13 protein-coding genes are annotated in these 25,150 nt (G+C 41.7%); 7 read left to right on the top strand and 6 right to left on the bottom strand.

Annotated elements, in window-relative coordinates:
• Positions 1–27 precede the first annotated feature (27 nt).
• From dnaE to ACXAH9_RS13150, 5 genes are all read left to right on the top strand, one after another.
• Entirely contained in the window at positions 28–4,260 is a 4,233-nt protein-coding gene (gene dnaE / locus ACXAH9_RS13170; protein ID WP_474895321.1) for a DNA polymerase III subunit alpha, read from the top strand.
• A gap of 238 nt (positions 4,261–4,498) precedes the next feature.
• Complete coding sequence (gene trxA / locus ACXAH9_RS13165; RefSeq protein WP_474895582.1) at positions 4,499–4,822, top strand: thioredoxin; 324 nt, start codon at positions 4,499–4,501, stop codon at positions 4,820–4,822.
• Between the two features lie 69 nt (positions 4,823–4,891).
• Positions 4,892–5,629: a sulfotransferase-like domain-containing protein gene (locus tag ACXAH9_RS13160; protein ID WP_474895320.1), complete on the top strand. Its 738-nt coding sequence runs from the start codon at positions 4,892–4,894 to the stop codon at positions 5,627–5,629.
• Positions 5,601–6,500, top strand: a complete 900-nt coding sequence (locus ACXAH9_RS13155; protein WP_474895319.1) for an aminotransferase class IV — start codon at positions 5,601–5,603, stop codon at positions 6,498–6,500. Before ACXAH9_RS13160 ends, ACXAH9_RS13155 begins: the two co-directional genes overlap by 29 nt.
• A gap of 111 nt (positions 6,501–6,611) precedes the next feature.
• Positions 6,612–6,830, top strand: coding sequence for a hypothetical protein (locus tag ACXAH9_RS13150; protein ID WP_474895318.1), 219 nt, complete (start codon positions 6,612–6,614; stop codon positions 6,828–6,830).
• Positions 6,831–6,837: 7 nt separating this feature from the next.
• Here the strand turns inward: ACXAH9_RS13150 and ACXAH9_RS13145 are convergent, their stop codons facing one another.
• Complete coding sequence (locus tag ACXAH9_RS13145) at positions 6,838–7,596, bottom strand: MBL fold metallo-hydrolase (RefSeq protein ID WP_474895317.1); 759 nt, start codon at positions 7,594–7,596, stop codon at positions 6,838–6,840.
• 98 nt (positions 7,597–7,694) lie between these two features.
• Entirely contained in the window at positions 7,695–8,129 is a 435-nt protein-coding gene (locus tag ACXAH9_RS13140) for a peptidylprolyl isomerase (RefSeq protein WP_474895316.1), read from the bottom strand.
• 108 nt (positions 8,130–8,237) lie between these two features.
• On the opposite strand from ACXAH9_RS13140, the gene ACXAH9_RS13135 reads away from it, so the two are divergent.
• Positions 8,238–10,619 carry an ABC transporter permease gene (locus tag ACXAH9_RS13135; RefSeq protein WP_474895315.1) on the top strand — a complete coding sequence of 794 codons (2,382 nt, stop codon included), beginning with the start codon at positions 8,238–8,240 and terminating at the stop codon, positions 10,617–10,619.
• Positions 10,620–10,669: 50 nt separating this feature from the next.
• Here ACXAH9_RS13135 and ACXAH9_RS13130 read toward each other — a convergent pair whose 3' ends face one another.
• Entirely contained in the window at positions 10,670–12,832 is a 2,163-nt protein-coding gene (locus ACXAH9_RS13130) for a glutamine synthetase III family protein (RefSeq protein ID WP_474895314.1), read from the bottom strand.
• Positions 12,833–12,970: 138 nt separating this feature from the next.
• Between ACXAH9_RS13130 and ACXAH9_RS13125 the strand changes: the two genes are divergently transcribed.
• Positions 12,971–13,669 (top strand): 16S rRNA (uracil(1498)-N(3))-methyltransferase, encoded by a 699-nt coding sequence (locus ACXAH9_RS13125; protein WP_474895313.1) that lies wholly within the window; start codon positions 12,971–12,973, stop codon positions 13,667–13,669.
• Between the two features lies 1 nt (position 13,670).
• Here the strand turns inward: ACXAH9_RS13125 and ACXAH9_RS13120 are convergent, their stop codons facing one another.
• From ACXAH9_RS13120 to ACXAH9_RS13110, 3 genes are all read right to left on the bottom strand, one after another.
• Entirely contained in the window at positions 13,671–22,772 is a 9,102-nt protein-coding gene (locus ACXAH9_RS13120; protein WP_474895312.1) for a T9SS type A sorting domain-containing protein, read from the bottom strand.
• Positions 22,773–22,911: 139 nt separating this feature from the next.
• Positions 22,912–23,328, bottom strand: a complete 417-nt coding sequence (locus ACXAH9_RS13115; protein ID WP_474895311.1) for a hypothetical protein — start codon at positions 23,326–23,328, stop codon at positions 22,912–22,914.
• Entirely contained in the window at positions 23,318–25,117 is a 1,800-nt protein-coding gene (locus ACXAH9_RS13110) for a hypothetical protein (protein WP_474895310.1), read from the bottom strand. The genes ACXAH9_RS13115 and ACXAH9_RS13110 overlap by 11 nt, the downstream gene beginning before the upstream one ends.
• Positions 25,118–25,150: the final 33 nt, after the last annotated feature.

Below are 25,150 nucleotides of genomic sequence, written 5' to 3'. Positions count from 1 at the left end.
TTTGAATGATAATATAACCCGCCCTTTATGTACCTCATTTTTGATACGGAAACCACCGGTTTGCCTCACAACAAAACGGCTCCTGTAGAGCAGCTGGACAACTGGCCCAGACTGGTACAGATCGCCTGGCAGCTACACGATCATAGCGGGAAATTACTATCTACGGGTAATCACATAGTAAAACCGGAAGGCTTCACCATTCCTTTTAATGCAGAGAAAGTGCATGGTATCTCTACACAGAGAGCATTGGAAGTCGGAGAAGATTTATCAGAGGTGCTTGATAAATTCTCAGAAGACGTAAAGCGAGCGGAAGTACTCGTAGGTCACAACATCGAGTTTGACAATAAGATCATCGGTGCGGAATACCTCCGTACCGAAAAAGAGAATCTTTTAGCTGATGCCAAGAACATTGATACAGCGGAGGACACCAAAGAATTCTCTCAGCTTCAGGGAGGCATTGGTGGTCGCCTCAAATCGCCAAAGCTCATCGAGCTTTATGAAAAGCTTTTTGGGGAACCGTTTGCTGACGCACACGATGCTGCCTACGACGTAGACGCCACAGCCAAAGCATTTTTTGAGTGTTTGAAACGTTCGATTATCCCAACGATTGACGACACACCCCCTGAAAATATCACCTATGAAGCACCAGACCTGGATGCTGCAAACTTCGCCACCAAGCGAAAGAAGGCCTCAGGTAAAATCGGCACGGAGGAAGTTAAGGCTGAAGATATCAAAGGAGCCTTCTGCCATCTGCATGGTCACTCTCAATTCTCCGTCTTGCAAGCCACACCTGATGTGGGGTCAATCATCGCCAAGGCAAAAAATTATGAGATGCCTGCTGTGGCGCTCACCGATCTCGGCAACATGTTTGGAGCCTTCAAGTTTGTTCGAGCAGCCAAAGGAGCAGGCATCAAACCCATTCTCGGTTGTGAGTTCTATGTCGCAGAAGAACGTCTCAAGCTTCAGTTTACCAAAGACAACCCGGATAAGCGATTCAAGCAGGTCCTTCTCGCTAAGTCCAAAAAAGGATACGAAAACCTCATCAAGCTGAGCTCCATCGCCTACAAGGAAGGTAACTATGGGCTCTACCCTCGTATTGATAAGGCGCTAATCGAAGAATACAAAGAGGACATCATCGCCTTGAGTGGCAGTTTGGGAGGAGAAATTCCCCATTTGGTTTTGAACGTTGGTGAAACACAGGCGGAAGAAGCAGTGCTATACTGGAAAAACCTGTTTGGTGATGATTTCTATCTTGAGCTCAACAGACACGGACTGGAAGAAGAGGATCGATTGAATGAAATTCTGGCCGGATTTGCAAAAAAGCATGACATCAAGCTCATCGCAGCAAATGAATTTTTCTATCTGGATAAAGCAGATGCGAAAGCCCACGATGTGTTGATCTGCATCAAAGAAAACGAAAGACAAAGTACACCGATCGGACGAGGAAGAGGATTCCGTCCCGGCTTACCCAACGACAATTACTACTTTAAGTCTCAGCAAGAGATGAAAGAGGCGTTTGGGGATGTGCCCGAGGCAATTGAAAACATCACGGAGCTGATCGATAAGATTGAAGAATATTCTCTCGAACGTGACGTTCTTCTTCCTGCTTTTGATATCCCGGATGAATTCAAGGATTCTGAAGATGAAAAAGATGGAGGCAAGCGTGGTGAGAATGCTTACCTCAGACACCTTACTTATGAAGGTGCAAAGCATCGCTATGATGAGATTACTGATGAGATCAAAGAGCGACTGGATTTCGAATTGGATACCATTGCCAACACCGGATATCCCGGTTACTTCCTCATCGTACAAGACTTTACAGCCAAAGCACGAGAGATGGGTGTGGCTGTTGGACCCGGCCGGGGATCGGCCGCAGGGTCAGCAGTCGCTTACTGTATCGGAATCACCAATGTCGATCCGATAGCATACGATCTCCTTTTTGAGCGTTTCCTGAATCCGGACAGGGTATCCCTCCCCGATATTGATATTGACTTTGACAATGAAGGTCGGGAGAAAGTGATCAAATATGTCATCGATAAATACGGATTTGATCAAGTGGCCCAGATCATCACCTATGGTACCATGGCGCCAAAATCGGCCATCCGTGATGCCGGTCGTGTAATGGAACTTCCTCTACCAGAGACAGATGCCATTGCCAAGCTGGTTCCGGAGAAACCAGGTGCTAAGTTTTCCAAGGTGTTCGAGGAAGTCAAGGAGCTGGAAGACCTCAAAAAAGGAAAAGACCTCCCCTCTCAAGTGTTGAATCAAGCAGTCGTGCTTGAGGGATCACTGAGAAATACTGGCATTCATGCGTGTGGGGTGATCATCACTCCGGACGACATGAGTAAGTTCGTGCCACTTGCCAAGTCCAAGGATTCGGAACTTCTCGTTACACAATTTGACAACAGTGTGGTTGAAGATGCAGGGATGCTCAAGATGGACTTCCTGGGTTTGAAGACCCTATCCATAATAAAGACCGCCGTAGAAAACGTAGAGAAGCGACATGGGATCAAAATCGATATCGACAAAATTCCTTTAGACGATCAAAAGACCTACGAACTCTATCAACGAGGGGAGACTAACGGTACATTCCAGTTTGAGTCGCCGGGTATGCAAAAACACCTCAGGGCACTTAAGCCCGATAAATTTGAGGATCTCATAGCTATGAATGCCCTCTACCGGCCCGGCCCGATGGAGTACATTCCTAACTTCATTGCCAGGAAACATGGTAAGGAAAAGATCACCTATGACATTCCTGAAATGGAAGAGTACCTGGCTGAGACTTATGGAATTACGGTTTACCAGGAGCAGGTGATGCTTCTTTCACAATCACTGGCGGGTTTTACTAAAGGTGAAGCGGATGTCTTGCGAAAGGCCATGGGAAAGAAGAAACGAGATGTGCTGGATAAAATGAAACCTAAATTTATCGAGCAGGCAAAAGCGAAAGGACACCCTGAAGATAAGCTGGAGAAAGTATGGACTGACTGGGAGGCCTTTGCTGCCTACGCATTCAACAAATCGCACAGTACGTGTTACTCCGTGGTTGCATACCATACTGGTTACCTCAAAGCGAATTACCCTGCGGAATACATGGCCTCAGTGCTCACCCACAATCAAAACAGCATTGACAAAGTCAGCTTCTTCATGGAGGAGTGTAAAAACCGTGGCATTAAGGTACTGGGACCACACGTGAATGAATCGCAGAAAGACTTTGCTGTAAATGCAGAAGGTGAGATTCGCTTCGGAATGGGCGCTATCAAAGGAACAGGTGAGTCTGCGGTAATGGCCATCATCGAAGAGCGAGATGAAAATGGACCATTCTCCGACATTTTCGATTTTGCGAAGCGGGTTAATCTTAGAACCGTAAATAAGAAATCATTCGAGAGCCTTGCAAAGGCAGGTGGATTCGATTGCTTCGAAGAGTTCCACAGAAGACAGTACGTAGAACCGGATGAAGAAGGCAATTCACTGATTGAAAAATCCATCCGGTACGCCAACCGTATGCAGGAAGAAGAAGCGAGCAATCAATCTTCACTGTTTGGTGGCGCATCCGGAACAGACATTGCTAAACCGAAAGTGGGTCGCATAGAACCTTACGGTGATATAGAAAAGCTAAATATTGAGAAGGAAATGGTTGGTCTCTACATCTCAGGCCATCCCCTCAATCAATTCAAGTTCGAAATGGATCACCTCACCAATGCTGGCATTCATCAGCTATCAGAACCAGAAAAACTGCAAGGCAGAGACGTACGAATTGGTGGAGTGGTGAGTGATGTACAGCATCGAACGTCCAAAAAAGGAAATCCATTTGGACAGTTTACGCTCGAGGATTTCAATGATAATTATACGTTCTACCTATTCGGTCAGGATTACTTGAAATTCAAACCCATGTTGGAGAAAGGATGGTTTCTGTATCTCACGGGGAATATTCAGAACCGATGGAACAGCGAAGAATTGGAATTTAAAATCCAAAACATTGAACACCTGAGTGAAATTCGTGAGAAGATGACCAAAGGGCTTGAGATCAAAATGAGACTGGAGGATGTCAATGCCATCATTGTGGATGAAGTGGAACGCATTGCCGAGCAACATCCGGGTAAATCTTTGCTGAAAATGTCGCTCGTGGGAGTTTACGAAAACAGAGCAATTAATCTGGAAATGTTGAGTAGGAAATTCACTATCGACCCTACAGATGAGCTAATTAAGGAGCTGGAGAACATCGAAGAGCTGAGGTATCGAGTGCTTCTGCAAAAAAACTAAACTTCTTTTAACCACAGAGGACACGGAGAATTCCACAAAGAGTACAGAGGTAGTCCACAAAAAAATATTATACATACTCCTTAGATTTCTCTGTGATTAATCTCAGTTATCTCAGCGGTTAAGAGCAAACCTAAATGTCAAGTTGGCAACAAACCTTCCTTTTATCAAAAGAGAATAAACTATTCAAATTACTTTTGTGTTCGAAACACAAGGAGATAAAATATCAACAGATAATACAATGGCAAAAGCAGTAGAAATTACGGATAGCAACTTTGAAGAAATTATTAATTCAGACCAGCCTGTTTTGGTTGACTTCTGGGCAGAGTGGTGCGGTCCATGTAAAATGATTGGCCCTGTAGTGGAAGAGCTTGCAGGCGATTTTGAGGGAAAAGCAGTAATCGGTAAAGTAGATGTAGATGCAAACCCTGAAGTATCTGCAAAATTTGGCATCCGATCGATTCCTACTCTACTCGTTTTCAAAAACGGTGAGGTTGTAGATAAACAAATTGGAGCAGTTCCAAAAAATGTCTTGAGTGATAAGATCACCGCTCAGATGAATTAAAAAGATTATAAGCTTTAATTTAAAGCCTCAATACCATACGTATTGAGGCTTTTTTATTGATATTCGATCATGATCATTAATCTAATATCGGGCCCACGAAACATCTCCACTGCGCTGATGTATTCCTTCGCTCAGCACAGTCTAATTAAAGTAGTGGATGAACCCTTCTACGCACACTATCTGCTAAAAACCGGACTTGATCATCCTGGTAGAAATGAGACCATCGCGAGCATGTCAGGTAATACACAGGAGATTTTAGCAGAAATAAAGGAGCTTGAATCAACTCACTCCATTGTTTTCCTGAAAAACATGGCACATCATCATGAGGACCTGGAATGGGACTACCTACTTCCCATGAAAAACATCCTCCTGATCCGTGACCCAAAGCAGTTGATTGCCTCCTTCGCTCAGGTGATCCCTGAGCCAACACTCCAGGATATTGGATTAAAACATGAGGCTGATATCCTGGATTATCTGGTTGAAAATGAGATTTCACCCATCGTTATCGACTCAAATGATATACTAGCAGATCCTCATAAGGGATTAAACCAGCTTTGTGAACAGCTCGAAATTCCGTTCGAAGAAGGAATGCTTTCATGGCAACAAGGACCTATCCCTGAAGATGGTGCTTGGGCAAAGTATTGGTATAAAAACGTTCACAATTCCACTGGTTTTGCCAGGCAGCAAACCAGTGAACGGCCACTTCCTGATCATTGCAAAATTTTGTACGAAGAAGCACTTCCCTATTATCAGAAACTTAAAAATTATAAATTGAAGCATGCTACAAAAATTCAATCCAAAAAATAAGAACATTCAAATCTGGGTAGGTAATAAATTGTATCCCAGAGAAGAAGCCAAGGTCTCTGTATTCGATTCTTCCGTACAGGGAGGAGATACCGTATGGGAAGGTTTAAGAGTATACAAAGAAGGGATTTTACATCTAGAGCAACACCTTGACCGGATGTATGACTCGGCTAAGGCTTTGGCTTTTGAGCATGTACCTAGCAGACAGTTTGTCAAGGATGCCATTAAGAAAACATTGGAGGCGAACAAAATGGATGAAGATGTTCATATTCGCCTCACGCTGAGCAGAGGAGAAAAAGTGACATCAGGAATGGATCCACGCCTTAATCAGAAAGGAAGCTGCCTAATAGTACTGGCTGAATGGAAACCATTGGTTTATGACAATGAATCAGGGATACGGGTTATCACTTCAACTCAGAGAAGAAATGGTCCACAATTTCTGGATTCTAAAATCCACCATAGCAACCTTTTGAATAATATCCTGGCTAAAATTCAGGCAAATTTCGCTGGTGTGGATGCGGCAATTATGTTAGATGATCGTGGATTTGTAGCTGAGCTTAATGACACCAATTTATTTATGGTTAAAGATGGAGTACTTTACACCCCTCATGCAAATGCCTGCCTCCATGGAATCACACGTGGTTTTGTAATTGAGTTAGCAAATAATAATGGCATTCCATGTCATGAAAAGGACTTAAGCCTGGTTGAATTTTACAACGCAGATGAAGTGTTCGCTACTGGGACGATGGGAGAGCTAACACCTGTAGTAGAAATAGATGGTCGTAAGATTGAAAGTGCCATCGGGTCAGATGTTAGAAATCAATTGTCGATCTTCATGTTCGATAATTTAAAGGGACGATGTGAGAAACTCTAAGTTATTTTCAAGTCCTACGTAAATCACGCAAATACCCAATTTACCAAAATCACGCTACCATAGGGTTGCTCCCCATCGCATCTTTGAGTTATAATTAAAAAGCAAAAAGTTATGGAAGCGATCTATTTTAATCAACTAATGGACTTATCTGTGGAATACGAAGTAAACGGCGTGATGCTGAGAAGAAACGTAGTAGCGGGTAAAAAAGATGAATATGGTACCATGTGGGTGCTGGTAGAAACCTCAGGAGACAGCCACTCTGCAAACAAACAATGGGTTGAGCTTAGCTTCTTCCAAATGTGGTTGAACCAAATGGGAGCTGCAGCTTAAGAAATAACTACTGTGGGTACCAATCTCTAAGTCTCACCTCAGTAGATGTGCCCGCAGCTTCAACCTTCTGTTTAAATGATTCAATATCACTTAGCTCACCTTTGCCTCGATAGTGATATGGATAGACAATAGAAGGTTGAAATTCTATTACTGCACTTGCCGCCTGATCCACGTTCATTGTGTAAGGCAAATTCATACAAACAAACGCGACATCAATATTTTCTAAGTTCCTCATTTCAGGAATATCTTCTGTATCTCCAGAGACATAAATACGTTTATCTCCCATCCTAAGCACATAACCATTCCCTCTTCCTTTTGGGTGACGGGAGTCTTCAGTTTCAGGTAGGTTGTACATCGGTACAGCCAGAATCTCCAGTTCCTCAATCACTATGGTCTGGCCGTTTTCAATAGCAGCTGCTCGGCGCTTCATTTCTTCCGAGAGTTTCTCCTTCACAGCCTTAGGCACAATAAATTGCGCCCGTTGTGTGTTTAACTTATCCAGCGTTTTCTGATTTAAGTGATCTCCATGAATATCCGTTATCAAAATCAATGTGGGATCTTTTAGTCCTTCGAATTTCTCTTCCCCACCATACGGATCCACATAAATGGTCATATCATTCCAAGACAACACCAGTGTCCCATGGATTATAGGCTGTATAATTAATTCGCCCTTGTCAGTTGATATAGTGTCCGGGGTTGATCGGTTTTGCGAAAACACATTCGAAGAGAATGCCAGAATTATTAGAATGGTGAGGATTTTTTTCATAGCGCTAATTAATGATAAGAACACCATGAAGTTACAGTCGTTTGGAAACAAACAAAAAAGGCTCCCAAATTTGAGAGCCTCTTAATAGTTTTTTTTACTTAGTTGTTTACCACCACCTTCTCCATGACATCATCTTCCCTGATCTGATCGATCACATCCAGCCCCTCTACTACTTTTCCAAAAACCGTGTGGTTTCGATCTAGATGTGCGGTGTTGTCCCTGTTGTGGCAAATGAAGAATTGTGACCCTCCCGTGTTTCTTCCAGCGTGAGCCATCGAAAGCACACCTCTGTCGTGGTATTGATTATCGCCATCCAGTTCACAATCAATTTGATAGCCCGGACCGCCGGTACCATCGCCTTTTGGGCATCCGCCCTGGATAACGAAATTTGGAATGACCCTATGAAAAGTTAATCCATCGTAATAGCCGTCATTCGCCAGATCAATAAAATTTTTAACCGTATTTGGGGCATCTTCCTCGAAGAATTCAATTTTCATTACCCCTTTCTTAGTGTGTATCTCTGCTGTCTTCATATCTGAATACAAAGGTACATTTTCTGTTAAAAAGTCTTAATTGCGACAGATGGATGTAACCTAATAACATAACGTCTAGTACATCTAAAGGTCACAAACTCAAAACCTATGTTTAAAAACTATTTCTTGGTGGCTTTACGTCACCTCAAACGCCAGCCCGGCTATGCCCTACTCAATATTTTAGGACTAACAATTGGGATTGCTTCGGCACTACTAATCATTTTGTACCTAAATCAGGAAACCAGCTTCGATAAACACCATCCTAATGCAGAAAATATTTACCGTATTTCTGCTGACATCACAGAGCCTGACAATGCTTTCAGATGGGCTGTCACTCAACCTCCTTTAGGTAAAACAGTGAAAGAAGAATTTCAGGAAATTAAGCAATTCACCCGCTTTGCCGTAGGTGGCCGAGCTCGTTTTCGATATGATGATCGAAATTATGAGGCAGAAAACTGGTATTTGGTAGACTCCACGGTATTCAATGTTTTTAAAGTCGATTTCATTCAGGGTGATCCTGTGACTGCTCTTGCAGGACCCAACAGTGTAGTAATAAATAAAACACTTTCGCAAAAGGTCTTTAAAGGTGAAAATCCGATTGGGAAATTCCTTGAAACCGAAAACTTTACCTATAAAGTTACAGGCGTATATGACGATATTCCGGTTACTTCCCATATCCGTCCCGATGCAATGGCATCTTTCAGCACCAATGAACAGTATGCTAATTCTCAAAGTTGGGGTGGATTTGGTTTATATACCTATGTAGTACTGAATGATGGAGTAGATCCTGCTTATGTGGAGCAACGCCTCAATGAAGAAATCATACCAAAGTATGTTGCTACCATCTTCGATCAGTTTGATATTAAGGTCAAATATGAGATGATCAATATTCAGGATATTCACTTGTACTCTGACTTTCATAATGAACCCTCGGCGCTTGGCAACATCGATTACATCTACATCTTTCTGGCGGTCGCCATATTCCTGGTGCTTATCGCTTGTATCAACTATATGAACCTGGCTACCGCACGATCCATGCGCCGTTCGTTGGAAGTGGGAATAAGAAAGGTAATGGGGGCTGTAAGGGCTGCACTTATCCGCCAGTTTATTGTGGAGTCGGTGCTGATTGCCCTGGTTTCGATGTTTATCAGCATACTGCTTTTACTTCTCGTAGTACCAATGATCAATAATCAACTGGGTACTTCTCTGCTATTAGGCGACCTATTATCAACGGAGATCCTCCTTACACTTGTCGGAATACTTATCTTCACCGGACTCGTCAGTGGCTCCTATCCTGCTTTTTATCTATCAGGTTTTAGTCCGATTAAAGCCATCAAAGGAGGATCAGGAAGTAAACGTACCGGCAATGTTTGGCTAAGAAGAATATTGGTAGGTATTCAATTTTCCATTTCGATTTTCATGCTTATTGGCACACTCGTGATCTACCAGCAGATGCAATTTGTACGTAATGCCGACCTTGGATTTGACAAAGACCAGGTGGTCAATTTTACACTAAACAGAAGCACCAGCGAACGATGGGAGACCTTAAGAACCGAACTTCTCAAAAACCCAAACATTGAAAATGCCGCAACATCGATGGTGGTTCCCGGAAATGGATTTGGGAAGAATGTAATGTCTGTAGAAACCACTGAAGGTGTAATGGAAATTTATGGAGTGGATTGGTTTGGTGTGGACTATGATTATGTAGATGTTCTGGGCATTGAAGTAGTGAAGGGCAGAAATTTTTCCCGTGAGTTTCCGAGTGACACTGCATCAGGCGTATTAGTAAATGAGGCCATGGTCGAACGGTTCGGTTGGGACGATCCAATAGGCAAAAGATTCCAATTTGATCAGGATAGTACCGTCTTTCATAAAGTGATCGGCGTTATCAAAGATTTTCATCACCGTTCACTCTATAACCCGATCGAGTCTTTCATGATATTTCCAAACATGAACAATAGGCAGGCTATGGTTAAAATCTCTGGAGATCTGGAAGATGGTCTTGATCATATCAAAGCAACGTGGAACGAGTTGTTTCCTAATATGTCTTTTGAATATCAATTTCTTGATCAAAACTTCATGCGAGACTATGAAAGCGATCAATTGAGAGGAAGACTATTTCTTGGCTTTGCTATAATGATGATCATTATTTCAGGTCTTGGTTTGCTGGGTCTGGCATCTTTTACAGCTGAGCAGCGTACCAAAGAAATCAGTGTAAGAAAAGTGCTGGGTGCTGATGTGAAAGGTCTGGTTCTTTTATTGGTGAAAGATTTTATCTGGCTTGTTCTGGTGGGTGCTCTCCCTGCTTTCATTATCGGTTACAAAATCATGAACAATTGGTTAGGTGATTTTAAATATCACACCGATATCAACTTCATGCTATTTGTTATGGTATTGCTTATTGTGACATTCTTTGTCATACTAACAACCGGATTTCAAGCTTACAAAGCAGCTACTGTAAATCCCTCCGAAAACTTAAAATATGAGTAACAAAAAAAGTCCCGGCTAATCACCGGGACTTTACTTACTAACCCTATCTATTACCGTAAAAACAACAATTCTCTGTATTTCGGCAATGGCCAATCTTCGTCATCAACAAGTAATTCAAGCTTGTCAACTGCATACCTAAGTGGTTCGAAATACTTGCCTTTCACATTATCACAGTACTCTACTGCCATTTCACGAATGTCTTCGATTTTGTTGATTCGCTTGCGCTCCTCAGTCATCTCAAAAGACAGCCTCCTCACATTATTGATATGCGTAGAAACCTGCTCAATGGTCTTTTTGATTTCTGTGGCATCCAGACCCAGATCAGTTAACCCTTTGGCATTCTCAATCAACTTGGATTGATATTTTGTGGCTGTAGGAATGATCATATTGGAAGCTATATCTGCCATCATTCTTGATTCGATCTGAACTTTCATGATGTAATTTTCCAATCGAATTTCGTGACGGGCCTCAATTTCCACTTTGTTCATCACTTTATGTTTTTCATAAAGCTTTACTACTTTATCAACCACAGAAAAATCCAATGCACGCGGTGTTTCACGTTCGTTGGATAGTTTTCGTTTTTTAGCTTCTTTCACCCATTCTTCGGAATATCCATCACCTTCAAAAAGAATTGGTTTAGACTCTTTGATGTAGTCTCTGAGCACATCGATAATCGCAAGCCTTTTCTCCCTTCCGCCATCAATGAGTTTATTCACCTTCTTGTAAAAATCGCTAAGCTGTTCGGCCATGATTGTATTAAGCACCATCATTGGATCAGAAACGTTTGCATCAGATCCTACCGCCCGGAATTCAAACTTATTCCCTGTAAATGCAAAAGGAGATGTTCTGTTCCTATCCGTGTTATCCAGAATGATCGATGGTATCTGGTCAATCCCAAGCTTCATGTAAAGGTTTTCGCCTTTCTCCACCATGATATCTCCTGACTTTTCCAGCTTATCCAACACCTTAGTAAGGGTTGAACCAATAAAGACCGAAATGATAGCCGGAGGAGCCTCATTTGCACCAAGTCGGAAGTCATTACCTGCGGAAGCAATACTTGACCTAAGTAAGTCAGCATATTCATGAACAGCCTTAATGGTTGTCACAAAGAAGGTTAGGAATAGTAGGTTATCCTTAGCACTGGAGCTTGGCTGGAAAAGATTAACCCCGGTATCAGTCACAAGAGACCAGTTGTTATGCTTTCCGCTACCATTCAGTCCTGCAAACGGTTTTTCGTGAAATAATACACGAAGATCATGCTTATTAGCCACTTTTTCCATAACATCCTTCAGTAGCTGATTCTGATCTGTTGCCTCATTCACAGGCCCGTACATAGGAGCAGCTTCATATTGTGCTGGTGCCACTTCATTGTGACGAGTCATCAATGGAATGCCCAGCTTATGCGCTTCGATTTCATAGTCTTTCATGAAATCATAAATTCTTGAAGGAATGGATCCAAAGTAATGATCATCCAGCTGCTGTCCCCTGGCCGGATTATTACCATAAAGGGTTCTTCCTCCCATTACCAAATCAGGTCGCGCATCATGCAGGGCTTTGTCTATTACGAAGTACTCCTGTTCCCATCCCAGCGATGCATTTACCTTCGATACACTTCGATCGAACATACGACAAACTTTTACAGCAGCCTTATCTACTGCCTCCAATGCTTTCAAGAGAGGAGCTTTGTGATCCAGCGCTTCTCCTGTGTATGCCACAAAGATGGTAGGGATACAAAGTGTCTTTCCATAAATAAATATCGGAGAAGAGGGATCCCATGCTGTATATCCGCGTGCTTCAAACGTACTTCGAATTCCTCCATTCGGAAAAGAGGAAGCATCCGGTTCTTGCTGCACCAGTGCCTCAGCTTTAAAATTTTCAATTCCTTTGCTCGGATCAAAGAAAGAGTCATGTTTTTCGGCGGTAGCACCTGTAAGTGGTTGAAACCAGTGTGTATAGTGTGTAACACCACGCTCCAGTGCCCAGTTTTTCACAGCAGCTGCTACAGCATCTGCTGTTTCAATATCAATTTTCTTACGGTTTCTTATGCAATCTGTAACCTTATTATATACTTCAGGGGATAAGGTGGTCTGCATTTGAGCCTTTGTGAAGGCCATTTCTCCAAAATAATTGGAGATACGTTTAGAAGGAGCTTTTACATCCACCTTCTTCCTTGTTTGCACTAAATTAAGCGCTTGGTGTCTTAAAATTGCCATGGTTTACGTTTTCAAGTTCAATTTTGATGCTCAAAAGTAAGTGATTTTTGCAAATTGTTGATTATCAAGATCGTTTTAAAACCATTTTATCAATATTTTCTGCAAAATCAGGCAATAAGGACTAAAATTTTATTCAAAATGACTATTTTTTACAAAAAAGAATTGATTCAAGGTATCAATGCCCTTTCAGAAGACGAGTCAAAGCATTGTGCACAAGTACTACGGCACCAAAAAGGGGATGAAATTTTAATTTTTGATGGAAATGGTGGGAAATATCGTGCGATTTTAACCCAAGTATCTAAAAAATTGTGTGAATTTGAAATTCAATCGTCTGAAACTGTCCGTGAGAAAGGATTCAGCATTCACCTGGGTATTGCACCAACAAAAAACACAGACAGAATGGAATGGCTGACTGAGAAACTCACCGAAATAGGTGTAGATGAAATCACCTTTATCCAAACTCAACACAGCGAGAGAAAGAAGCTCCGTCTCGATCGGCTGGAGAAGAAAGCTATCAGCGCAATGAAACAATCGGGGAACCCCTATTTACCTGAAATAAAAGAACTCACCAACTTCAAGAATTTTGTTTCAGCATGCAACTCTGATTTAAAGCTGATTGCTCATGTAGACGAGTCTCACCTTTATTTAAAACATGTATTAAAACCTGAAAGCACATTGACCATATTGATTGGGCCCGAAGGTGATTTTTCAATTGAGGAAGTAGCCCTCGCCAAGGAATCGGGATTTCAACCTGTCTCTTTGGGAAATAACACCCTAAGAACAGAAACAGCAGGCTTTGTCGCCTGCTGCATGGTGAATTTTGAAAATAATTTTTGACCTACTTAATCACAATTTTATGTTTGCCAACATTCTCTCCTTGTTGTACAATCAGAAAATAGATACCTGGCGTCATTCTTTTGTTTGGAATGACCCGCTCATCAATAATCAATGATCCCTCAAATTCAGCTTCAACATATGACCTTCCTAATAAGTCTGAAATTTTCGCATAAATGGATGTATGGTCATCTCCTGTTATAATTCTGATATTGAGGTTTTCAGGGTTGGTCGGATTTGGATAGGTAGCAACTTCAATCCCTTGTTGTTTGAAGTCATTGCTAACCTGAATGACCTCAAAACTCTCACTCTTACCATCAAAATCAACTTGCCTCAATCGGTAATAGGACAAACCTAAATAGGGCCTTTGGTCTACAAACGAATATTCAACAGGAGTGCTGCTGTTGCCAGACCCCTTTACAGTTCCCAAAACCTCAAAATCAACTCCATTGGCTGATCGGTGTATTTCAAAATAGTCATTATTGAGCTCTGAAGCAGTCTCCCATGATAAATACACTATATTGTCCTCAGCATTTCCTTTGAAGTAAAGGAGGTCAACTGGCAGTGCAGTTGCTGAATTTTCAGATCCATAGGTAAAATAGTTTTCACTAAATGCAGTTCCTATGGTAGAAACAATCGATGCATTAGCTGGGGTACCAGAGGCTATACCACCTAAGTCATCCCATTCAGACCCGGCATCATCCCATACAAGGACTTTCAATTCCTGATCATCAATTTCATTCTGTGTGATGGTATTTATACTGGCATCCAGGCGGAAAGTGCCTCCGTTTGCCGGGCTTGCTGTGTTTACCCTCCAGTACTCATCTGGAACAATAGCCTTAACGTTACTTGACGCCTCTACATTAAAATTATCTACAGCAGCTTCATTAGTAACCGGAGAGGTTTTATAGAATTCTACTTCCCAGATCTGTACTCCAGATTGACCACTGGTATTGTTAACCCTAAATGATTTATAAAGTGTACTTTTTCCTACAGGGAATGTGAAAGATTGTCCATTGCCCAATTCTACCAGCAAAGGTCCATTAATGTATCCATTCGTTCGAGTATAATTCCCAGCCCCTGTGCCCACATCACAAAGTAGAATGGCTGCACTTGTAGAGTCCGTAGTATTAAACCTGCCTGCCGTTAGTGTGAGCGTATTTGCAATGGCCAAGGTATCTGCATTACCAATGAAAACCTGGCCGGATGATTTGTTGATTTCTACGTCATACATTTTATCCGGTTTGAAGTCTCCGTTAACGATTTGATTACTAGTCCCTTCGAAGATCACCTTACCACTGCCATTGTTAAAAGTTCCTGATGTAAAGTCAACATCACCACTAAGTCTTAAGTCACCGATTCCAGCATTGAAAGTCCCTCCACTAATAGACAGATCACCAGAGACGGTGGCTTCAACCCCATTACCATTATATGTACCTGCCGTCAACGAAAAGTCATTAGCAGAAACCAATGTAGACGCATCACCAGCATTTAATGTTCCGTTATTAATTAATATAGGTCCAGATGTTGAAAAGCCCATTTTACCAGTATTTGATAAAGTAGCACCATCTTGAATGATTATACCTCCGGTTCCAACGGTGTGGACAATAGCCGGAATTTTTTTAACTCCACCGTCACTAATAATTATACTTCTGATATCTGTAAAATCAGCAGAAAAAGTATAGTCACCACTTCCGCCGAAATTGACTGTCCCAGTAGATGTCGTAAAGAAGTTGTCCAAATTACCTCCTGGTAATACCCCTGACTCCAACTTCATTGTACCAAACCCATCTATGTCTCCAAAATTATGACCATCAGAATCACCGATATTCAGAAATCCTTCAAGTTCGATGCTAAATATATTTTGGTTGTTATCGGTAGCGGCAGACATAGTAACAGATGCATCACTTCTAATTTCCACTACTGATCCGGAACGTGGTACTTCACTTGCAGGACCATAGGTCATTCCTCCATCACTGGATACTTCCCAAATTGCAGTATTTGACCAGTTACCATTAGCACCAGCCGCTGTACGATAAAGTAGCAGATCATCGGGGATTTCATTTGGATCACCAATGGTGAATTCACCTGTGAAATTATTATTACCTAAATCAGCATCTGTCCAAGTTATGGTATTGTTAGCTGCATTGATTCCGTTACCAGATATTGGCGGCTGAAGCTTGGTCCATGTAGGGGTTTCAAGCCTTGAATTTGCATAATTATTGATATTACCATTTACATCACTGCCGATATAATTAAACACAATAGAGCTACCACTAAACCCGGAAATATCACTATCTGAGGTAGTCACTACCCAGTAATAATCCAATACGTCCGTTCCAGTAGCGGACGGGTGAGCTGAATTAATCACTTTAAACAATAATGTTGCTGTTTCCGTGCTATTGACCACTACATCAACAGGTGTATACTTACCTGGGACACCCAGAGGAATAGTAAATGAAGTGTTGCTGTTAAATTCTTTCTCTACGCCATCGCTCTTTTTAACTCCATTTACGGAGATCATTGTGTTTGCATTAAATGTACCGGTTGTAGTGATCGGCGCATCACCATCGATGAATAAACGATTATCTGAAATACTAAACACACCATCATCGAGTGCTAGCTCGTCATCTATATTCATGGTAACTACTTGACCTCCCATTGTTTTAGTAAGCGTCACCCCATCCGGATTATCTATTACGAGCTTACTAATATTCCCTTCTCTATCCGATGAGGTTATTTCTTGTGAAGTGGTAGCACTGTTCATAGTAAGCCCACCAACTCCAGCATAAGTAGTTAAGACATCAACATCTCCTTCTACGTTGGTAGGAATGCCCTGATCATCAAAGGTTCCTGAATTGATCAGGAAGTCATTCGTTATAGTGATGCCGGTAGATGGGACTGTTACATTGTCTGTAGAAACCGTTCCTGAAGAGTTTACAGTAACATCATAAAAAGTAGTTGCCGTTGTTCCACTTATGTTTTGACTTGTTCCTTCAAAGACCACCAGGTTATTGTTCGCGGTATAGGTTCCATCGTTAATGAAGTCTCCAGAAATATTGATCTGCAATCCATTAGCATCAAAGGTCCCGTTATTATTGATTTCAAGATCATTCTTTAGCGTAAGGTTATTAATAACCATTTGAACGGTTGGGCTATTAGCATTACTACTATCGACCCGAATGTTAGATAGTGGTTGGTAAGAGTTCAATTCAAAAGTGGTCGATGCTGGTGTGGTGTAAGTGCCGTCATCATAACCAAAATCGATATATACATCAGAGGCCATATTCACCGTCGGTGTAGTGCTAGATGTTCCAACCACAAAGGTTCCAATGGTTGGGTTCGCCTGAGCTCCAACAATGGCGAGCGTAGAAGCTCCATCATCATTATTAAAAGTGAATGTGCCATCAGCGATTTCAAATACACCCCTGGTATTTTCAAAACTTACAGTTGGGTTAGCACCGAATAAAGAGGTACCTCCAGATTGATTGTAATTTATCGTTCCATTTGAGGAGAGTACAGATCTTCGTAATTGTGAACCAACAATTAATGTACCTGAAGATAGGTTGATTTCTGCTGAGCCGCCAGATCCATACTCGATGTAATTATCTCCACTTACACCATCAGCCAGAATAGCGGATCCACCATTTATGGTTAAAAATCCATCTAACTGAATACCATTACCAGATCCCGATCCAGTTGCGCTGACACGAATTGTTCCGTCTGTAACAACCAACCCGGCAGTCGAAGGGATATCAAAATCTCCGCCCCCAGTATTCAACTCTATGTCAATGCTGTTGTTGTTTAATTGCAAAACACCATTTTGCAATTCCAGTGCTTTGGTAATACCATTCGTGGTGCCATTCAGCGTAAAATTTGTTTGTATCTCGATGGTGTCGGAAGCATCCGTTCCCTTATTTACTACCAAACGATAAAGCTCAGGGGTTATCCCGGCTGAATTAGTGAATGTGTTGTTTTGGGCTCCTGAAAATTCAAGGTTGACATTTGTTGTCCCGGCATTATAAAGATCCATGGAGCTCATTGATTGTAAGACCAGATCCCCATTAACGACCAAATTATGTTCGTCAGTACCTGCATTCTCTACTGAAACGGCACTTGAGGCATGATTAAATATGAGTGAATCACAACTAAAGGATACATTAGAACCAACGTTCTCAAAGTTTAAGGTGCCCGCTCCATTTTGACCAAACTTTGCGACTCCAGATATTGTCATATCGTTGGCCACATAAAGGTCAGAATTATTGTCACTGATAAAAATTTTCGCAGTTATCGGGTTGCTGAAGTCTACATCTCCATTTCCAAATAATCGTAACCCGGGGAATTCATCTCTAGCTATAGAAATACGATTTGTATTTGCATCTACTATCCAGTAAAAAAATCCACTACTATCCTGCTCAATGAAATCTCCCAAATCCCCGGTAATAGTTCCTTCAGATTGCGTCCCGGTGTTACTAATTCGAGGAACAAGCTCTCCTTTTCCTGAAACCTGATTAAGGGTAGCAGTATACGTTCTATCAACTCTTAAACGAGAAAGGCTTGTTACATCTAATGGATATGCTCCTGCTTGAGAGTCAAAAATCAGCTGAGCTACATCAATGTCAGCATCTGTAAAAATCTGATGCCTACCTGTTCCTCCCCCTTCATAAACACTACCAATGATAGCTATGTCACCAGCCTGCGGGTAGGTTCCGGTATTGGTTGTGCTTGTATGGCCGACTGTAGACCAAGTGCTGGCCAGGTTCCAGTTAGTCCAGTTCCCATTTGGCACACTACTGTAGTAGACTTCCGGTAATCCATTCCAGGCATTACTTCCTGCGGCACTGAAATTAGCATTTTCGATCGTAAAGCGATTGCCAGGGAAAGCCCCATTATTCGAAGTACCATTAAAAACGAGCTCATTTGAATTTCGATCATCATCGTTAGCATCCTCCTCTGTTCGCGTGAATGGAGCCTCATCCAATACTCGGCCTCCATTATATTGGTTTTCATTTCCTGTGATGTCTTCATCATCGTAATACATTCTCAAGGAAAACGACGGAAGGGTAGAAAAACCACTGTGATTAACTCTCCAGAAATAGCTCAGTTTAGCTGTTTCGGTGGGATCAATGGTTGGTAAAAACTGATCAGCAACACTTATTTTCACATATCCACTATCTATTCCATTAGCACCTAAAATAGACATGGTTACAGGTGTGTATTTATCAGTCCCTGATTCCTGATCTGTACCTATTGGAAACAAGTAATCGTCTCGATCATTGGCGATATACATGCTAATACCTTCATCTGAAGCATTCCCTGCAGTACGTATGTATTTGGTTGTGCTATAGCCTGTTCCTGAAATGCCTGATGAGTCTGTAGCCAGGATTATCCCATGCTTATCAATATCAAAGATACCGGTAGTCATGGTAAGGGTATCATAGACATAAATATCATTGAGTAGATTCACCCCATTAGCATCATCCACCTCAAGGTTTGCAAAAATACCTGTGCCATCTCCATCAATAGTATGCACTACCCCACCTCCTGTCATTTCAATTTTACCCATGCCTGTGTGCGTTCCGGCATTGTAGATATCGCCATTTACAGCTATGTTAAATCCATTATCATCGAATATCACACCTGAACCGATGACCAGGCTATCTCCAATTTCAAACGGATTAAGATTACCTTCTATTCGTTTAGTTCCACCACCAGATAGCACCATTTGATACATTCCATTCATGTTGGACGCCACGCCATATACTAATTCCCCCTCTACTGATATTCTTTGAACTGCAGAGGTACCATTGAAAGTGATCGTGTTGACTTCAGTTTCGATATAGGTATTAGGTTCTATATAAAATCCGTTACCAATGGTCATATCTCCTCCGTTTGCGTCAAATCTCACACGATTAAAACCGGCTCCCCCATTGTCAAGCATCCTAAAATCATTTAGAATAATTAAGTCTTGTAATGTTGCTGCAGGCGTAAATGCGGATGCATTTACAGCTCCCATATAATACTGTCGGGTATTTCCGTCTTCCTTGTCTAGAGTTAAGTTCCAAAAGGGTGCTGTTGAGTTGATTATCCCATCATCCTCATCAAATGCGCCAGTGAAGTTTCTCATTTCCACATAAACGGTTCCCCCCGTAACGTTATAGTTACCTTCATCCACGCCTATTTGTATCAACACATCATCACCTCCAGTCTCTTTTGGCTGATCATCATCATCATCGTCCTCCATAATGATATTTAAAATGGTAGGGTTAGATGGATCTTCTTCAGTCATGGTGAAATTCATCTCTGAATAAGGTAGACTAAATAGCGCATGTGCCCCATTGGCCCCATCACCCGGATCATCAACCGGGTAAGTTGCTGAATTATTATACGGATTTACTGTTACAGTTCCACCTGTATGGATCCAGGCCCCCCTAGGGTCAATCGGGCCACCAACGGTACGAATTTGATTGACTGTTGTAGTGCCTCCTTCTACCAGCATAATGGCCGAATCATCAAACAGGATTTGACAGGTACCTGAACCTTTCGATAGTGTTGCATTATCACTGATCTGCAACTTACCCATCACCTGTATACCTCTTTGTTGTTCGGATGTTAAAGATGAAGTACCAGCAAGCCATAAACGTGCATCAGGAAAAATCACAAAATCGAAATTGCACGTTCCCGAACAAACCCTGGCTAAATTCCCATTTTGATCATCAGTAGTGACTTCTGGAATCACGATATTATCTGAAAGCTTCAAAGTGCCCTTTTCCAGCCCAAGCGCTTTCGGATTCACATATTCAGATGCATTTGAGCCCACATGTTGTGCAAATGCCACTCGACCAAAAAGGTTGAAGTTTGAAGCGTTATTTGCTGTTATTTCACATATATACGTATCATCCGTTCCTTTATCGACCTCTATTCTATAAAACGTGGTGGGTCCATTACATGTGACCATTTGATCTTGAGATGAGGAGGTAAAAAGTACCTCGACTACTCCATATTGACTGGCTCCTCCAGCAAATCCATCAGGATCGGCTGCCATCGGATACTGATCTAAGTTTGCGGCTGGAAGATTGGTGAATGAAACGGTTCCTTCATTGGTAAAATCGCCTTTGATTTCAAACTGATGAAACTGATAAGTTTCAACCACATTACCCCCAGGCCAGATAGTTTGCGCATCCCCTGTCCCGGTAGAAATAGTGCCTGCAGCATCGACGGTTACATTTCCATTAACCGTCAAAGACAAAGTCGTAGTTGAACTGTTGTCATTGATCCTAAACGTACCATCTGACACTAATAAATCACCAAGTACGGTCAAATCCGACAAAAGGGTTAATGTGCCATCTAATGTCTCAGCATCATTTGTCATATTAATCGTCAAATCATTGAACGTTGAAGCTACATTGATGCTGTAATCGGTAGATCCATCATAATAGAATTCATAGGTCCCACCTGATGTTGTGATAAAGCTATTGGTCGTGTTTACCGTTGGTAGATTAAAGCTATTCAGCCGGATGGTACCATTTCCGCTAAGATTTTCAAATGTATGGCCAGAGGTACCCTCCAGATCTAAAAATCCCCCAGCCCGTACCGTTACATCACCTATTGTGTATGAGCCACCATTAGAAGTCACAGCATCTGCATCCAGATCAATTTCATCTCCATTTAATATCGTTACGTTATCAGTCGCCTGATTCGGATATCTATTGTCTGAGTTTACTCTTATGGAGCCTGAGGGATCTGTTGTCCAGTTTAATGGATCGTCCCAATCTCCGGATTTGTAAGAGTAGAAATTGACAATCTCAGTGACTCCCAGCGTGTAATATCCATCCGCAAGATCTGCGTCAGCTACTGTAAAAGTAACTTTGGTGTTGCCATCAGTAAACGAAGCAGCTGGTGTACCTGATGCTTCAGTAAAATCCACGGAAGAAGGATCCGTTGAATAAAGTAGCTTGAAATCACTCGTAGTTCCAATATCATCTGCATTTCCAAATCCTGCTTCCTCAGTATCAAATGAGATCGTAATATCGACTGTGCCTGTTTTTTCTACATACCACAGCCGAGACCATCTACTGAAACCAACAAGTGAAACATCTACATCACTCTTGGTAGTCCCGTGTCCAACACCATTATGTCCTGCAAATATCCATTCATCATCTGAATTTAGAGATGAACCACTTTCATCAAAATATAGCGCTCCTCCTGATCCGGTTACCGTTGTAGAGACATTTCCTGCCGTTTGTCGTCCAATTCCAATCAATTCATTTTCATAACCAGCCTGAGCGTATCTATCAGTGATGGTTAATGCAATTCCGTATTTCTCAGATAAGTAATTATTGATAATTGTTACTTCACCGTCATTGAGTGTGACATCATAATATATTGCCTCTACAAGAGTTCCTGTGAAACCAGCTGTTCCACTTGTAATTGTAGATCCGCCACTAATTTGGTTGGCATCACCACTTTCCCCAAAAGTGATGTCTCCTGCGTTTCCCTGAACAGAAGCCAGTACTGAGGAATTCGATCCAATAGAACTGTTATTCACATGGGCTTCTATTGATGTGGACCCGCCATCAAAAGTGAATGATACAATATAGCTTGTGCTGACTGAAAGCGCGGATGAATTTACAAAGTAGTCATTAGTAGAATTATAAACGCCCGCAAATAACTGACCACTTGCATCTAGGTAAATAATGAGTCCATCTGTTGCATTTCCCTGCTCATATAATACCTGTGTACCACTAAAAGAACTTGGAGTTTCAAAAACAAGAAAAATTGTACGATTGGTAAATGTGGCTGTATTGATACTTCCAGAGTTGGGAATTGTTAATTCTTTACCAGACGAGAACGTTACACCTGCAATCCCATTTATTGCCGGATCAGAGAAGGCCGGCTCCTGGCTCGTGGGCGGACTTGCATCATTAGAGGCTGCCTGATCTTCCCAGATAGAAACGAGACCACCGGATTCAAATAGACCTACGTCTCCCCGCAACCAAAATTGATTGGTAGTATTATCTCTTACTCCAGCGGGCCCACTTTGCCCGTAAATCATGGTAAAGAGACAAACTCCAACTATAGAAAGAATATATTTAAGGCGTTTCATAAGAATCATAGCGTTATCCAATGGCAGTTGAAGGCGATAAAATACTGAAAAGGGATCATCAATTGCTAATTTTTTCGTTCAAGAAAGTATTTCATCTGATGAATCAAAAATTATAAGACGAAATGCATGAATTAATCGATCAAATGCGTGACCTGTAATGAATCGTATTTTGTCCATTCTCGATTGTGAGAAAATCTGATGTAATGGTTTTTATTATCCAGAAATCCCCATTTTGGAAGCGAAGGGAATCAGTAAATAAATCTCTATCATCTGCCTTCGATGCATTTGCCCTTCCCAGGTAAGTGGTATCAAAGGCAACACAATCATTTTGATAAGTCAACCTGGAAAAATCAAGTGAATCACTAACGGATACGACATGTAGCTGAACAGAATCTGAGCAATTAGTAGAATTCACGACCTGATCCCAACTCTTGGAACCTGAAACTCCACCAAGCAACCGTTCAACCTGATAGTGATAAATGCCAGCTGGAAGTTCCTCTTCAGAACAAGAAAAAATCGTAAGAAAGAGAAAAATTATTAAGACTCTATCTCGCATTTCCTGTTCTATCGATCACTACATACCCCAGCTCATCAGAATCTAAAGGGAGCTGCTCTTCAGGATAAAGCAGTATGGTCAGTTCCTGAGTAAGGTCATCAAATTTAAAGTCTACCGGCTCTTTAGAAATAGTCACTACTGTTCCCCAGTTGAGCTGTCCTGAAGAAGTATAGCTGACTACTACGAAATTATTTTCTTCTGCAGATTTGTTGTAGATATAGAAGCTTTCTGATCCTGCAATTGTTGGTATAGAATCACTCTCGTACCGAACTGCCTCTGATCCCGGGAGTTCAAACTCCAGCTTCCATTTCGAAACCCTGTCAGGCCCAAAAGAAACCACATAGCCTTTTTTGTTATTGAGGTCTGCGCCGTAGGCAACCATTTCTTCCGGCGTTTTTACAGGTACTCCCATAGTCATGAATCCGCCTTCCGGTGCATCCTGTACATAGAGTGGATACCTTACTTCTTCATTTTCTGAATCAATACCCCATCTGTTTTTCTCACTCCAAAACTCCACCGCATCACCTAGCCAATTGACCTGCCTGCCAGCCCAAATTTGCATATCCGTAACATATTTAGAGGCGGTTACATACTTCTGAAAGAAACTCTCAATATAATCCGTGTATTTCTTCTTAGCCAGTTCCAGATCATCTGATGTAATAGATTCAACCAACAATTTCATCTCTTTGGCATCTGCAAAAGCATCCTCGAAAATTGCGAGTTGTGAGCCTATCAATGAGGAATCCATCAAAGCAGGGTTAAGTTGCAAATCAATTTTTTTTGTAACTCGTGCCTCATACATTTCAATCTTCAATAGCTTTTCTGCTGTGGATCCCGGATCGTACTTTTCAAATTGGCCAGACAGATTATCAGGAAAGTCGCCTATTTCCGCATTCTGGCTATTCTTGACCTTCGCTTTTTTCTCTCGAATCTCGTCTGCATAATTTTTTACCATGGTCTTGAAAAGGGCTACACCCCCCATAATTTCTGACTGAGTTTCCCTTGCCCATTCTTCAAAATTCCAGATCTCTATCACACCCGATCGAAGGTTAGCTGCATTCATACCATCAATACCATATTGTTCGATGCTCTTGAGTGTTGGCTCTGCACTGTACTTGTCAGACCCCAATGTTTCTGCCAGCTCCTGTACGCTCTTAGCATTCTCAACACCAACCCTACCATTCTCTTCTATTTCTGCGAGTTTAGCTTTTACATCTTCGTCTGCGCCAATCAATAGGCTGGTGTAAAGATTGAACTGCTCTGTCAGTGCTCGATAATCATCCATAGCTGCCTTTTGGTTATTTTCAACCTTTACCACCCTGCGGTGCATCTCCTTCACATCGGATATACGAGTATTTATGCCTTCTACCTTTTTCTCAATATCCAGGTGTACATCTGAAACCTTTATTCCGAATTCTCCAGTTCTTAAATCTCTTCTAAAAAATGATTGATAATAGTTATCGTTCCTCTTCAATTCTTTTTCATCAATCAGCGTTTTGGCTTTTCCCAAATAAAAAACTGCAGAATCACCCGAAGCATAAAGTGCGGCTGAATCATCAACCACATCGTATTCAAGAAACCTTTTTTCCAACCAGAGGCCCATTTGAAGGTGAGCATTTGCTTCATCATCATTTTTTTCGTCTGAAAGGAAAAGCTTTAACTGAGGTATGGCCTCCTCATAGTTTTTGGCTTCAAGCAGTGGATATAGATTCTTGTATTTTATTTTTTGACCCTGAGCTCCAAAAACAAGTAAAAAGAATAGGATAATAGCTGTTGACTTGGTTTTCATATGCATGGTGAGGTTTTTTCGCTTTGGCTAATT

The organism is Ekhidna sp. ABH4_415 (assembly GCF_056161305.1).
Note: the sequence above shows the minus strand (reverse complement) of the source record. Positions and strands in the feature narration are given on the sequence as shown.